Source organism: Fluviicola chungangensis (assembly GCF_007558725.1).
GTDB classification, from domain to species: domain Bacteria; phylum Bacteroidota; class Bacteroidia; order Flavobacteriales_D; family Crocinitomicaceae; genus Fluviicola; species Fluviicola chungangensis.
Genome location: NZ_VLPL01000002.1, coordinates 344449 through 358136 on the forward strand (window position 1 = coordinate 344449; position 13688 = coordinate 358136).

General features: G+C 43.1%; 13 protein-coding genes and 1 tRNA gene. 6 read left to right on the forward strand and 8 right to left on the reverse strand.

Translation table 11 applies throughout. The features are described 5' to 3' along the window. Positions 1-15: 15 nt before the first annotated feature. From FO442_RS05135 to FO442_RS05155, 5 genes are all read right to left on the reverse strand, one after another. A complete protein-coding gene (locus tag FO442_RS05135; protein ID WP_144332082.1) occupies positions 16-1791 on the reverse strand; it encodes a hypothetical protein in 1776 nt (591 codons plus the stop codon). Continuing rightward, positions 1792-2487, reverse strand: a complete 696-nt coding sequence (locus FO442_RS05140) for a CoA transferase subunit A (protein ID WP_144332083.1) — start codon at positions 2485-2487, stop codon at positions 1792-1794. A 10-nt stretch (positions 2488-2497) separates the two neighbouring features. Further along, a complete protein-coding gene (locus FO442_RS05145) occupies positions 2498-5020 on the reverse strand; it encodes a transglycosylase domain-containing protein (protein WP_186279915.1) in 2523 nt (840 codons plus the stop codon). A gap of 215 nt (positions 5021-5235) precedes the next feature. Continuing rightward, entirely contained in the window at positions 5236-5985 is a 750-nt protein-coding gene (locus FO442_RS05150) for a uroporphyrinogen-III synthase (RefSeq protein WP_144332085.1), read from the reverse strand. 31 nt (positions 5986-6016) lie between these two features. Further along, complete coding sequence (locus FO442_RS05155; RefSeq protein ID WP_246073825.1) at positions 6017-6736, reverse strand: DUF4271 domain-containing protein; 720 nt, start codon at positions 6734-6736, stop codon at positions 6017-6019. 257 nt (positions 6737-6993) lie between these two features. Here FO442_RS05155 and FO442_RS05160 point away from each other — a divergent pair, with 257 nt between their 5' ends. Both FO442_RS05160 and FO442_RS05165 read left to right on the forward strand, forming a co-directional pair. Beyond that, positions 6994-8184, forward strand: a complete 1191-nt coding sequence (locus FO442_RS05160) for an acyl-CoA dehydrogenase family protein (RefSeq protein WP_144332087.1) — start codon at positions 6994-6996, stop codon at positions 8182-8184. A 163-nt stretch (positions 8185-8347) separates the two neighbouring features. Continuing rightward, entirely contained in the window at positions 8348-8656 is a 309-nt protein-coding gene (locus FO442_RS05165; protein WP_144332088.1) for a hypothetical protein, read from the forward strand. A gap of 127 nt (positions 8657-8783) precedes the next feature. Here FO442_RS05165 and FO442_RS05170 read toward each other — a convergent pair whose 3' ends face one another. After that, the gene (locus FO442_RS05170; RefSeq protein WP_144332089.1) at positions 8784-9134 is read right to left on the reverse strand and encodes a hypothetical protein; all 351 of its coding nucleotides are present in this window, start codon (positions 9132-9134) and stop codon (positions 8784-8786) included. 118 nt (positions 9135-9252) lie between these two features. Here FO442_RS05170 and hemW point away from each other — a divergent pair, with 118 nt between their 5' ends. Beyond that, on the forward strand, positions 9253-10380 hold the full coding sequence (gene hemW, locus FO442_RS05175) for a radical SAM family heme chaperone HemW (RefSeq protein WP_144332090.1): 1128 nt from the start codon (positions 9253-9255) through the stop codon (positions 10378-10380). Between the two features lie 80 nt (positions 10381-10460). Here hemW and FO442_RS05180 read toward each other — a convergent pair whose 3' ends face one another. Beyond that, positions 10461-11240 carry a glycosyltransferase gene (locus FO442_RS05180; RefSeq protein WP_186279917.1) on the reverse strand — a complete coding sequence of 260 codons (780 nt, stop codon included), beginning with the start codon at positions 11238-11240 and terminating at the stop codon, positions 10461-10463. An 88-nt stretch (positions 11241-11328) separates the two neighbouring features. Here FO442_RS05180 and FO442_RS05185 point away from each other — a divergent pair, with 88 nt between their 5' ends. The 3 genes from FO442_RS05185 (at position 11329) to FO442_RS05195 (ending at position 12995) form a co-directional block, all read left to right on the forward strand. Continuing rightward, entirely contained in the window at positions 11329-12240 is a 912-nt protein-coding gene (locus tag FO442_RS05185) for an N-acetylmuramoyl-L-alanine amidase (protein WP_144332092.1), read from the forward strand. Between the two features lie 68 nt (positions 12241-12308). Continuing rightward, a complete protein-coding gene (locus tag FO442_RS05190; RefSeq protein WP_144332093.1) occupies positions 12309-12761 on the forward strand; it encodes a single-stranded DNA-binding protein in 453 nt (150 codons plus the stop codon). Positions 12762-12921: 160 nt separating this feature from the next. Further along, positions 12922-12995: transfer RNA gene (locus FO442_RS05195), tRNA-Asn, on the forward strand. Between the two features lie 165 nt (positions 12996-13160). Here FO442_RS05195 and FO442_RS05200 read toward each other — a convergent pair. Continuing rightward, positions 13161-13622 carry a hypothetical protein gene (locus FO442_RS05200; protein WP_144332094.1) on the reverse strand — a complete coding sequence of 154 codons (462 nt, stop codon included), beginning with the start codon at positions 13620-13622 and terminating at the stop codon, positions 13161-13163. Positions 13623-13688 lie beyond the last annotated feature (66 nt).

Sequence of the window (13688 nt, forward strand, 5' to 3'; positions counted from 1 at the left end):
GGTTACTAAGTTATCTCACTTTTTGGTTACAACAAGTATTTTAACGTGAATCCCCGAAAGATTTACAGAATTGTGATCATCATTGTGAAAACGGATGTGTAATACCCGATCTTCGGGTAGCACAAGGAACGAATGATTGGGATAGTGGAATTGATAAGTTGTTTTTCTTCCGAAATACCAGTTAAAACGCGTGTTATCTGTTCTTCTGAGTTCTCCTTCCTGTGATTCTGTTTCATGCCGCAGATTCAGGTCCAGGCAGTATTTGTCTAATTGAACCTTGCTGTTTATGGTTGTTTGTACCAGTTTACCGGTGAAAGAGCTCAAATCAATATCCAGAACCGGAATCACGGCATTCCCGCTTTTTATGATTGGAATAACCGTATCAAGAATCAGCTGTTTTTCAAGGGGAACAGTTCTCTTATACAAACGGGTTCCGCTTACCGGATCTCGAAGAATGCAGGAATAGCCCGGCCAATCCAACTTTTCGATCCAGGAAATGTGGTAATCTCCTCTGCTCATCGAATCTTCTGCCAGGTAGTCAGTGGCAATGTGCGGAATTTTCTCACACCGGCTCAAATAGGCAAAACTTGCTTGTGAGACATAATCGGCAGAAACGGTTGCGTCTGAAGGGATTTTTCGGAGCATTTTATGATAAAAACTTCGGTGAATGCGGTCTTCCGGTGAGAAAACAGAGGTGTCCAAATTCATTTTGAGGACGAAAGATAGCGGGAACCAAAGCAATGCAAGTAACCCCCAACGAAAAATTTGGGTATTTTGAATGCTGAATCCCATCGAAAGAATGAAGAGCGGAACCAGGTACATTCCCACTCGGTCCATTGGGTAATTCACATCCAGGAGCTTCGTGCTGATCACGATGCTGAGAAGTACGGCAATAAAAAGGAACGGGATCCACCAGCTTACATCAGTGAGTATATTCCTGAAACCGGTCTTTTTTAAACGGATTATGAGTGCAGCGGAAACAAAAATGAGGAAAAAAATAATCAGATATTTTATCGTGATGCTTTCGGTAAAAAATACGTTTCTGCTGATTGATTTCCCGGTCACTTCCCAGAATCCATCTTTGCTTCCCCACCAAAGCGCCCCGGCTTTTTTCAGCTTGTTGATGTAGATATAAACCGGTACTAAAAAGGTCATGAAGCATAGTGTGGTAATCCAGAATCCTGCAAGTTGACGCATTGTGAATTGTTTTGCACGAATGATGGAGACCAGGACGAGGTAGAACAAAAGAATTATCAAGGGGATCAACAAACTCAGGTTGCAGAGCAATGCTGCAGCGAAGGAGAAGATGACTGCCAGGTAAAACCGGTTTTTTTTCGTCTCAAACCACTTTTGAATAAAACAAAAAGACAGCATCAAAAAGGCCAGGGAAGGACCATACCCGCGCGAAAAGGAAAAATAATCGAAGATCCAGTGCACAGAAATAAGTGCCAGGAAGATTAGGATTGAAAAAGGACTCGCAACGTTCAAAAGAAGCTTTCGGCCCGAAAAAAAGTAGATGGGGAAGGTGAGCAGTGCAAACAGGCGGTAGACGAAGAAATGATCACCGAATAGCTGGAAAAACTGATGCGAGATCAATGAATTCAGGATGTGGTTATTTGCATCCATCGTTGCTCCGCGCCCCGGAAGATAACCGGTTTGAATATACCAATATAAGGTTGCCAATTCATCAAAAAGGGGTTCAACGAACCATGCTCTCAAAATGGCGTAAGCCATGAGAAAAAGAAAAAGTGGCCAAATCAGCCACTTATTATCCAGTCGAAAGAAGGTCATTTATCTTTTTCGAACGGTGCGTTGTTCGATACGTTTTTCGAATTTTTCTCCCTGGAAGATCCGTTGAACAAAAATTCCCGGTGTGTGAATGAAATTCGGGTCCAGATCTCCCGCGGGAACCAGTTCTTCTACTTCAGCAATTGTAATCTTCCCGGCCATGGCCATCATCGGATTGAAGTTTCTCGCTGTGGCCTTGTAGATGAGGTTTCCTTCTGTGTCGCCTTTCCATGCTTTGACGATGGCAAAATCTGCCGTGAGAGCACTTTCCAGGATATGTGGTTTCCCGTTGAAAACCCGCACTTCTTTTCCTTCGGCAACTTCGGTTCCGTATCCGGCAGGTGTAAAAAACATCGGGATTCCGGCTCCACCGGCTCTGCAACGTTCAGCCAGGGAACCCTGCGGGATCAGGTCCACTTCCAGTTCACCGGATAACATTTGACGCTCAAATTCTTCGTTTTCGCCCACGTAGGAAGAGATCATTTTTTTGACTTGTTTCTTCTGCAAGAGCAAACCCAATCCAAAATCATCCACACCGGCATTGTTTGAGATACACGTCAGTCCTTTTGTACCCATTTTTACCAACTGTGCAATGGAGTTTTCAGGAATTCCGCATAAACCGAACCCGCCTACCATTAAGGTCATGTTATCTTCAATACCGGCCAGGGCTTCTTCAACGTTTTTTACAACTTTATTCATGGTTTTCTTATCACATTTGTATTTGATCGACAATAGTGGTCGTGGAGTCAGCCACTTCGGGATCGATTTCTGCCCCGGTCAAATTAAAGACCGAACTATCAAAATTTCGTGGTGCCTCAAAGTCAGTCGTCGAAATGGCTATTTTCGGATCTTTATACACTTTGTTCATGTAATATCCGTAAATAGGAAGTGCCGTTCGTGCTCCCTGTCCCTGGTCTGTGCTTCGGAAGCGAACACCGCGGTCTTCAGCACCAACCCAAACACCCGTCGCCAAATCCGGGGTCAAACCGACAAACCAACCGTCGGAGTTATTTTGCGTTGTTCCGGTTTTTCCTGCCGTTGGATAAGGAATCCCTCCATATTCGGATCCACCGCGCAACCTGCTTGCAGTACCGCCCTGGACAACACCTTTCATCATTTTCAGGATCGTATAGGCTACATTTTCGTTCATCGCTTCTTTCGAAACGGTTTTCGCGCTGTAGATGACATGTCCCGAACGGTCTTCAATGCGCAGAATGCTCGTTGGTTTATTGAAGATTCCCTTGTTTACGAATGTTGCCTGCGCGCCTACCAATTCGTAAAGGGAAAGGTCCATAGAACCCAAACACATGGCCGGAACAATATCTCTGTCCTGCAATTCAATGTCCATATCACGCATGAGTTTTGCGACAGTTTTGGGTCCTGCCAAAGCACCCATTTGCTTCATGGTATAAACGACCACATTGTTCATGGACATAGCCAATCCTTTTTGAATAGATACCGTTCCGCCTTTTCCGCTTCCGTCGGAATTCCGAGGACACCATTGTCCGTCCGGGTTCCCGTTCGGATCATATAAATCCACGCAGTAATTGATGTTCGGAATTACCAATCCGGGTTTCACCACGTTCATCGTGACTCCTGCAGCGTATACAAATGGTTTGATCGTCGAACCGACTTGCCGTTTTCCCAGCTTGACGTGATCGTATGCAAAATGGTCGATGTTCGCACCGCCAACCCATGCTTTTATAAAACCGGTACTTGGTTCTATGGAGATCAGTCCGGCTTGCAGGAAGGATTTGTAGTACCTCATGGAATCCATCGGGCTCATGATGGTGTCACGTTCACCACGCCAGCTGAATACCCGCATTTCGACCGGTTCATTGAAGTTGCGTCTGATTTCTTCCTCAGACATTCCTGCTTCGGAAAGAATGCGGTAACGATCTGAACGGCGCATGGAGGAAGTCATGATGCTGTTCACTTGTTCATCAGATAATTTATTGGAGAACGGCCAGTTTTTTGCCGATTTGTTGTTTTTGTCAAATTGTGGCTGCAACGTTTCGCTTAAGTGTCTTTCCAATGCATATTCTGCGTGTGCCTGCATATCTGCATTCAATGTTGTATAAATACGCAATCCGTCTCTGTAAATATCGTATGGAAGACCGTCTTCACGTTTGTAAACCAATGAACCGTCCGCATTTTTTGTTTGCAATAGTTCTGTCACTTCATTGCGCAGGGATTCTCTGAAATAAGGAGCAATTCCTCTCTTGTGATCTACGATCTGGTAGTTCGTAATCAATGGTTTTTTGCTTAATCGGTCGTATTCTGCCTGAGTCAGCTTCTGACGCAGTGATTCATTTCCTTCATCCGAGTTTTTCAGCCACTGCATCAGCACCTGGTTGCGTCTGGTTAATGCGCGCAAACTGTCGGCTGACCGTGCATCTGCAATCTCAGCAGTACTGATGGCTGATGGATCAACTCCTTTGTTTCGTGCCAGTGAAAGCCGGTAATTCTTGATTTTGAAGGTGTAGGGGTTATACAGGGCCGGGTTTTTACACATCCCGACCAGCATTGCAGCTTCTTCCTTGGACAATTCACCCGGTTTTTTGTTGAAGTAGACTTTGGATGCATTGGAAATCCCCACTGCGTTGTATAAGAAATCAAACTGATTTAAGTACATGGTGATGATTTCCTCTTTGGTAAACCGGGCCTCCAAACGGGTTGCAATGATGTTTTCGCGCGCTTTTTCATTCAAACGTGTCCACATTCTGCCGATTCTTCCCGAAGATCCGGATTCTACATTTTCTCCGTTTGCACGGGCAAATTCCTCGCGCTCGCGCAACTGAAGGGTATACAATTGTTTGGCAAGCTGCTGTGTAATGGTAGATGCTCCTCCGGCACCACCCACATTGATAACCGCACGTCCGATTGCGCGGAAATCCACCCCTGAATGCTGATGAAAACGTTCATCTTCGGTAGCAATGAGGGCATCGGTTACGTTCGGACTGATCTTGCGGTATTCTACGGATGTCCGGTTAATCTTCCAGTAACGGCCCAATTCCGTTTCGCCGTCATCTGCAATAATAACAGATGCCAATAATTCCGGCGGATTGTCGAGCATCGCAACTGGAGGAAGATTGTCCTCCGATTGGAACATCAATAATGCTCCAATGAAATAAAGCGGAAAAGTAGCGATTAACCAAAAGGCGATAGTTGCTCTTTTATGCTGCTTTGGTGAAAAAGACGCTGTTGCAGGTCCTTTACTTTTTTGTGCCATACGACTCATTTGAATGGTAAAAATAACGAAATTCAATTCGCAACAGCAAATATCGAAATTCGGATGCAATAGTTACGTGGTTTAGAAGATACTTTCTAACAAAAAAATGCTAAAAAGAATGGATGATTATGGATTAAATACGTAGGGGTGCGATTAATCGCACCCCTACGTATATTTGTATGTGCAGGGGCGAAAATTTTTCGCCCCTGCCGTTTTTATTTTTTCTTGTTGCTTTCTTTAATAAAATTCTCAATCGCAGCTGTCATGCTCGGGGCATTCGGCATCGGTGCATGTACATCCAGTCTCAAATTATTCTTTACCACAGCGTTTGCTGTTGTTGGGCCGAATGCAGCGATCAAGGTTTTATTCTGCTTGAAATCCGGGAAATTCTTGAACAAACTTTCAATCCCGCCCGGGCTAAAGAAAACGAGCATGTCGTAATACACATCTTCCAAATCGCTCAGGTCCGAAGCAACGGTTCTGTAAAGCATGGCTTTCGTAAACGGGATTTTAGCTTCTTCGAGTGTCAATGGAATTTTGTCTTGTAAAATATCAGTACACGGAAGTAAAAACTTTTCTCCTTTGTGTTTTTTGATCGGGTCTACCAAATCTTCAATGGTTTGTTTACCAAAGAAAATTTTGCGTTTGCGGTATGTTACATATTTCTGCAAGTACAAAGCAACTGCTTCTGAAATACAGAAGTACTTCATGGTGTCCGGAACTTCAAAACGAATTTCTTCTGCAATCCGGAAAAAGTGATCAACAGCCGTTTTGGATGTCAGGATCACCGCGGTGTGATCTTTAAGATCTATTTTCTGAGAGCGAAATTCCTGAACAGAAACACCTTCCACGTGAATAAACGGCCTGAAGTCAATTTTCAACTTATATTTTTCGGCCAAATCAAAATACGGAGACTTCTCGCCTTCTGGTTTCGGTTGTGAAACCAATATTGTCTTAATACTCAAGGTTTATTTTGTTTTAGCGTTCAACATTTACTTAACCTAACCAACTTGAAATCTCACTTGGGAATACCAGTTTTATGGCAATCAAAAGAGGTAAAATTTCGAGCGTCCAAAGGTACAAAATTATATAATACCACGATACACCCAATTGGATGGCATGATAAAAAGCCCGAATTATGCGTAAAACAATGAAAAACAAAAAGGTTCCACCGATAATTAATTTGGATTCCGAGATTAATTCCGGCTGAAAATAGATGAAAAAGAACTCGATTAACAGGATAATTCCGGCAGTTTGGGCCATCGTTAAAGTCAATTGATTGATTTCCTGAATAATTTGATTGAACCCGGTGATGCTGCCGGTCAGAGCGATCATAATCAGGTGATAAACCAAAAGTATTGCCGGGAATGCTGTGAGTATAACGGTTTGGTATGTACTGAAATCTGCCAGGGAGAAATGGTTGTACCAATAAATGTAGATCCCGCTGATAATAATGTATTGAAAGACCAAAAAGATAGATGAAAGCGGGTTTTCCCGGATCCCGTTTTTATATTGTTCCGAAAAACTCTGGAAGAAAAAAGTATTCTGACCGAGAATCAGGAATATTTCACGCTGTCTCAAGCGTGCTGCGGAGATCAATAGGAGACATAAACCCAGGGCTGCAATGATCAAATACGAATAATGGGTGCTCCTTTCCGTGAGAACCATTACCTCGCCGGCCGCTGAAGTAGTAAAGAATTGTCCGCTTAATTGCATCAACTGAAATAATTTTCAAATACAAAAGTACTATTTTGAAATTACTCCATCTGCGGAAATTAAAACTTGGTTAAAAGTTCAAAAGTTCAAAAGTTCAAAAGTTCAAAAGTTCAAAAGTTCAAAAGTTCAAAAGAAATTTACTTAAACACCTTTGAACCCTTTGAACCCTTTGAACCCTTTGAACCATGTTTGAACTTGGGTTTTATTCATTCGTTTGATTTCATTACATTTGCACCGATAATTGAAAACAAATTCAAATGAAATCTGATTTATATTCTCATCCGGACTATTTATTAATGGATGAATTGCTTACAGATGAGCAAAAGTTGGTACGCGACGCTGCTCGTGCGTGGGTAAAAAAAGAGGTTTCTCCAATCATTGACGAGCACTACGAAAAGGCGACTTTTCCAATGCATTTGTTGAAAGGATTAGGTGAAATCGGTGCTTTTGGACCTTACATTCCCGAAGAATACGGTGGTCCCGGATTGGATCAGATTTCCTATGGTTTGATCATGCAGGAATTGGAACGTTGTGATTCGGGATTGCGCTCTACGGCTTCCGTTCAAAGTTCGTTGGTGATGTACCCGATCTGGAAGTACGGAACGGAGGAGCAAAAAATGAAATACTTGCCGAAACTCGCTACAGGAGAAATGATGGGGTGTTTCGGGTTGACCGAGCCGGACCATGGATCTGACCCGGGAAGTATGATCACCAATTTCAAGGATATGGGTGATCATTATTTGTTGAACGGAGCGAAAATGTGGATTTCAAATGCACCATTTGCAGATATCGCGGTGGTTTGGGCGAAAGACGAAAGCGGACGTATCCACGGATTGATAGTAGAGCGTGGAATGGAAGGGTTTACAACTCCTGAAATGCATGGTAAATTGTCACTTCGCGCTTCTGCAACAGGGGAATTGATCTTTGTGAATGTAAAAGTTCCGAAAGAAAACCTGCTTCCGGGACGTTCCGGATTAGGAGCTCCGTTAAGCTGTTTGGATTCTGCCCGTTTCGGAATTGCATGGGGTGCTTTGGGTGCTGCCATGGATTGCTACGATCAGGCATTGAGATACTCGAAAGAACGTACACAGTTTGGTGTTCCGATCGGTGCATTCCAGTTGACACAAAAGAAACTGGCTGAAATGATCACTGAGATCACGAAAGCACAATTTATGACGTTGCGTGTCGGGCAATTGAGAAATGAAGGAAGAGCTACCTCTGCCATGATCTCCATGATTAAAAGAAACAATGTGGAAATCGCCCTGGATATTGCGCGCGAAGCTCGTCAGATCCACGGTGGAATGGGAATCACAAGCGAATATTCGATGATGCGTCACATGGCGAACCTGGAATCAGTGGTTACTTATGAAGGAACACACGATATCCACTTGTTGATTACCGGAATGGATGTAACAGGCATTCCTGCTTTCACCAGAGAGAAACCGTAACTAATTCAAAATGTAAAATGCAATCCTGACTTTCGGGATCAAAAGCTGGCTGTATCCCGAAGTTTCGGAAAAGTCAAAACCTTTGAATCAGAATACTAAAACCTTCGGATGTAAATTCGGAGGTTTTTTTATTTTAGTGCCACAAAATCTAAAAGAAACTACCATGGAAAACGAAACATTAGACTCGGTTGCAATGACCAACGGACCGGTAAAAGATCTGGAAGGAGCAGGAGGGATCTTAACAATGGGAATTATTTCGATTCCGTTTTGTCTGGGGATTGTGGGGATCATCCTGGCATCCATTACGCTCACAAGATCCGGGAAAGCACTTTCATTGTACAGAGATTATCCGCATCAATATACCGAAGCATCTTACAAAAAAGTAAAAGCTGGCAGAATATGTGCGATTGTGAGTTTATGCCTGTTAGGTACTTCCCTTCTATTGATTTTAGCAGTTGGTGGATTAAGGTAAAGAGCATCAGATGCTGCCGGTTTTTGAATCTGCAGCGGAATCACCGGTTTGAACTAATTTTACAGACACGAAAAAACCGTTGAAGCGATTCAGCGGTTTTTTTATTGGAGAATGTGTTGAATGATACCTAGTTCCAATGGATTACCTGGCCCGATATCATGGAGTCATTGAACGAATCGCGTAAACGACTTAGTTTTTTGGCTGCGTGTTCGTCTCCTAAATTTGCCTTAGCTTTTAGTTTGTAGTACAAGTCCAAAGAATGTCCGTAAACATCTTGTTCAAGCACCTGTTTGATTTCGGAAATGCGACCGGTTACGCCAATTAAGAAGTGTTCGATTTCGCCTAATTCGTGTAATTCGTCTTCCGTTAAATTTTTGCGCTTCAGTAATTTAGAATAACGCGGCAATAAAACTCCCAATAAGTCGATAAATCGATCTAATTCTCGTTGAATGGCTGCCTGTTGTTCTTTAAATCCCATATTTGAAAAGTATATCTTTTTGTGGAATGGTAAAAATTAAAAGCTTTTTTTAACATTTAAGTTGGACAGGGCTTTTTTGTCAGCATCATAACCGCCGATTAATACCTAATTTTGTAACATGTCAGGCTGTTATATCCACATCCCGTTTTGCGCCCAAAAATGTAGTTACTGCGACTTTCATTTTTCTACCAATCATGCGTATCAGGATGAAATGGTGGATGCGTTGTGTGCTGAACTTGCTATCAGATCGACAACCTGGACAAACGAAAATTTTCAAACTATTTATTTCGGTGGTGGGACGCCAAGTATTTTGACTTCAGTCCAATTGCAAAAACTGATTGACTGCGTAAAATCCAATTATCAGGTCAGTGATTCGGTTGAAATCACCCTGGAATGCAACCCGGATGATTGTTCTCCTGCGCATTTGATCGCGTGGAAGGAATTGGGTGTGAACCGCTTGAGTATCGGGATCCAATCCTTCCATGATCATCAGTTGGAATGGATGAACAGATCGCACAAAGCAGCGGACGGTTTGAATGCGGTTCTTCATGCCAAGGAGGTCGGGTTTGATGAGTTGAGCCTGGATATCATGTATGGCTTGCCCGGAATGACTTTGGAAGAATGGAAAGAACAGCTGTTCGGGATCATTGCTTTGGCCCCGGAACACATTTCCGCGTATTGTTTGACCGTAGAACAGAAAACCGCCTTGTCCAAATGGGTCAAAGAAGGAAAACTGACTGTCTCTTCCAATGAACAACAGTCGGAGCAATTTGAAGCATTGGTAACAACCCTGAAATCTGCCGGATACGAACAGTACGAGATTTCGAATTTTGCGCGGGAAGGAAAGTACTCAAGGCACAATACCTCCTACTGGAAAGGAGCAAAGTACCTCGGAATAGGCCCGTCTGCCCACGGATTCGATCAAACAAAGCGCTATTGGAACCAGGCAAACAATAAGGTATATTTGAATGAAATCAAACAGGGACGTTTACCGGAGACGGTTGAGATTCTTTCACCTTTCGACCGGTTCAATGAAGCGATTATGATTGGGCTCCGCACAAAATGGGGAGTTTCCACAACCCAATTGTTTAAATTGGTTTCACCGGACCCGGAATGGTTTCAGATCGTAAAAGATTACGAGGATAAACATCTGCTGATTCAAACTGAAGAAAACATCGTGTTGACGGAAGCTGGAAGGTTATTGGCGGATGCGATCGCCTCAGATCTTTTTATACTTGAAAATTGAGAATGTAAAATTGAAAAGGTTTTTATTCGTCGCTAAGGAATTTAAGTCGATCTTCTAATAAAGATTCAACTTTTCAATGGTCAATTCTCTAAGGTTTCCAACCCAAACTGGCATCGGTAATCTGCCCGTTTCTGGCGTTCGGCAAACAGATCTTTGCTGATCTTAACCAGGTTTTCGCGATTTGGCCGCTCATGGAACAAATGGTACTGGATGGTTTTGTACCGGGTAGAAAAGGGAACAATTCCCGCTTTGCGTGCTCTGAATTCAATATCCGTATCTTCACCGAACCCTGGAGTAACATAGGTCTCGTCAAATCCGTTGATCTTTACCAGGTCTGCTTTGAACCAGCCCATATTGGATCCCAAAAGCGGAACTAGTTTCCGTTGCAGCAAACTCCACAAAGGAAAACTTTCCTCTACACTCGTGCTTTTATTCCGGATCATTTCCAGGTAACCTGGAACCGTTTGTTCACCGCTGCGGATCTTACGCGAAGTTTCAGCATCCAGGTTTACCCTGCGTGAAATACAGAATCTGCCTTCCTGGATGTAACGCACATATTGCTGAATAAAGCGCGGATGGAGTACACAATCCCCGTCAATGAAAATTAAGCGGTCGCTTTCTGATGCGCGGATGGCTTTGTTGAGCATCCTGGTTTTGAGGAAACCCTGGTCCGGTTGCTGTAAATGTTTAATCGGAAAGGAAGCACGGAAAGTTTCAATCAGCTCATCGAAGCACGGATCGTCACAATCCTGGGAAATGATCACCTCAAAATCGGTCTCTTTTTGTAAAGCAACACTCCTGAGAACAGCATGCAATGCGCTGACATCTTTATAAACGGAAATAATAAGAGTTGCTTTCACGGCGCAAAGATAGAAAATTAACATTTAGTATTTAGTAACCTTTTGGAATAGTTGCAGACCGGGTGTGATTGCTCCCTAAATTTGCCCTATGCAGTTCGTTTTTACTATTTTGGTTTCGCTCCTTCTTTCCCTGGATTCGTTTGGTCAGGGAATTACGATTTTGATTGATCCCGGGCATGGTGGCTCGGATCCAGGTCACGAGGCTGCCAATAAAAATTTGTTGCCGGAAAAGGACCTGACATTAAAAATTGCCCTGAAATTCGGCGCTTACCTTTCCGAACGGCTGGAAAATGTGACAGTGCTGTATACCCGGACAGATGATCGTTATCCGACCCTGGACGAACGGGTGAATATGGCCAATTCAAAAAAGGTGGATTATTTTATCTCCGTACACATCAATGGCAGTCCCAATACCAATATCAAAGGAACGGAATCACATGTACATTCCATGAGTTCCAAAGCATCCGTGAAACTGGCAAAAGCATTTGAGAATGAATTCAAAACCAGAGCCGGGCGAAAATCAAGAGGTGTGAAAGATTCGGATGACCGCGAGCATTCACTTCAGGTGTTAAAATTCACGGAAATGACCAGCGTTTTGGTCGAATGTGGTTTCATGACCAATGTTTCGGAGGCAAATTATCTGAATACGACCGATGGGCAGGACGTGATCGCATCCGCTTTGTTCCGGGCGATGAGAAGCTATTTGCAGGCAACACATAAAAACATTTCATTCACCAAAAAAGCAGGCAACGCAACAACGGCTTCCGCCGATAAAACCTTCAGTGTACAGATCATGAGTTCGAAGGAATGGCTGGATACCGAAAAGGGCAGCTTCAAAAACTTAAAACATGCGGTAAGTCGTGCACAGGTTTCACAAACAGGATATCGCTATAAGTATTTTTCCGGAAGTTTTTCCTCCAAATCGGAAGCGGAAGAATATTGTAATGAGGTGAAAAAGAAAGGTTTCCCCGATTCAATTATAGTAGAAAGGAAGAATTAGCCTGAAATGTATTACTTTTGTGGAGTAACACACTTGAAAACACATTTAAGTTTACCAGCGATAAAATTATGGCAACTGTTTTTGAAACACGCTTAATTGGAAATATTGGAAAGGACGCCGTTGTGAAGCAAATGGAGCGCGGTGTCATTGCAGTAAATTTTCCGGTTGCGCACAATAAGAATTGGCGCGATAAGCGTACAGGAGAAGCAAGGACCAAAACGACTTGGGTAAATTGCACCATTTGGAAGAAAGAAGGCGCGAATATGCGCATCCTCGATTTTTTAAAAAAAGGAGCTTTGGTTGAATTAGTCGGAACACCGTTTGCGAAATCTTTTTCCCAGGAAGACGGTTCCTCCAGGTCCGAAATCCGCTTAAATGTATCCCGAACGAACATTTTAAGACCTGCAAAATGCGAAGATGATCTTCCGTTTGACCTGATCGATGACAACGAATCGCCGTGTGAAGAAGAAGGTTGCGATGCTGGTTTGGATGATTTCACACTAAGCGAAGACGATTTTTAGTCTTGAAAGTCAGACTAGTACTGGATTTTATTGAAAATAATTTCATTTTTTTTCGCGGAGTTTGTATTAAAAACAATTCTTTAGCTATATTTGCAACCGCGAAAGCAAAATTCTTTCTTATCTCTCCTGATAGCTATCGGGATGATTTGAACGAAAAAATTCCTTCTTAGCTCAGTTGGTTAGAGCATCTGACTGTTAATCAGAGGGTCGCTGGTTCGAGCCCAGCAGAGGGAGCAGAAAAAGAAAAAAGCATTTGACGTAAGTTAAATGCTTTTTTCTTTTTTCCTCAATTCTCTCACACTCATCTTTTCGGAGCGAGCGCGGAGAAAGAGTTATATTAATACTATTGATTAGTTGTAAAATCTAACACGAACAGAACACTCACGCTCGATTTTAGTCTTATTCCGGAGCTTGCATCCCCACGATCAAATCCTCATGAATCGTGAACGAATACGTTCCGGTGCGTTCCCACATGGTGACCCAATTGGATGACGGTCCGCCACTGCATGCGCCAAAACGCACATCGGTGTTCCAGATCGTCATACTCATGTTGGTAAACGTGGTAGTGTTGTAAGTTGCCGTTGCATTGACAACTGCAATCTCATAACCCGGTGCCGGACTCACCGGCCAGGTTTGTGAATAGAACGCCGTGTTTCCCGGTGAAACACTGTGACAAACCCATTCGGAGCTGGAGATAACCTGCGTGGAAATGTTGCGAAGGGCAATCTGCAGACAAACGGTGTAATTGCAGGTTCCGAAAGAACCATTGTTGGTTACCGACCAGGTCGGGGTTCCTTTTTGGCTTATCCCTTGGAAAATAACCAATAGGAAAACAAATGAAAGTAAAAATTGTTTTTTCATGTGTGAATAAATGAATAGTGCCTTACTCTGTTTCTACGATTTTCAGGATCCTCGTTGTGTCTAATG

Bases quoted from the DNA above. Each gene is read 5' to 3' on its own strand.
- FO442_RS05135 (WP_144332082.1), bottom strand. From the start codon at position 1,791: ATGACCTTCTTTCGACTGGATAATAAGTGGCTGATTTGGCCACTTTTT.
- FO442_RS05140 (WP_144332083.1), bottom strand. From the start codon at position 2,487: ATGAATAAAGTTGTAAAAAACGTTGAAGAAGCCCTGGCCGGTATTGAA.
- FO442_RS05145 (WP_186279915.1), bottom strand. From the start codon at position 5,020: ATGGCACAAAAAAGTAAAGGACCTGCAACAGCGTCTTTTTCACCAAAG.
- FO442_RS05155 (WP_246073825.1), bottom strand. From the start codon at position 6,736: ATGCAATTAAGCGGACAATTCTTTACTACTTCAGCGGCCGGCGAGGTA.
- FO442_RS05160 (WP_144332087.1), top strand. From the start codon at position 6,994: ATGAAATCTGATTTATATTCTCATCCGGACTATTTATTAATGGATGAA.
- FO442_RS05165 (WP_144332088.1), top strand. From the start codon at position 8,348: ATGGAAAACGAAACATTAGACTCGGTTGCAATGACCAACGGACCGGTA.
- FO442_RS05170 (WP_144332089.1), bottom strand. From the start codon at position 9,134: ATGGGATTTAAAGAACAACAGGCAGCCATTCAACGAGAATTAGATCGA.
- hemW (WP_144332090.1), top strand. From the start codon at position 9,253: ATGTCAGGCTGTTATATCCACATCCCGTTTTGCGCCCAAAAATGTAGT.
- FO442_RS05185 (WP_144332092.1), top strand. From the start codon at position 11,329: ATGCAGTTCGTTTTTACTATTTTGGTTTCGCTCCTTCTTTCCCTGGAT.
- FO442_RS05190 (WP_144332093.1), top strand. From the start codon at position 12,309: ATGGCAACTGTTTTTGAAACACGCTTAATTGGAAATATTGGAAAGGAC.
- FO442_RS05200 (WP_144332094.1), bottom strand. From the start codon at position 13,622: ATGAAAAAACAATTTTTACTTTCATTTGTTTTCCTATTGGTTATTTTC.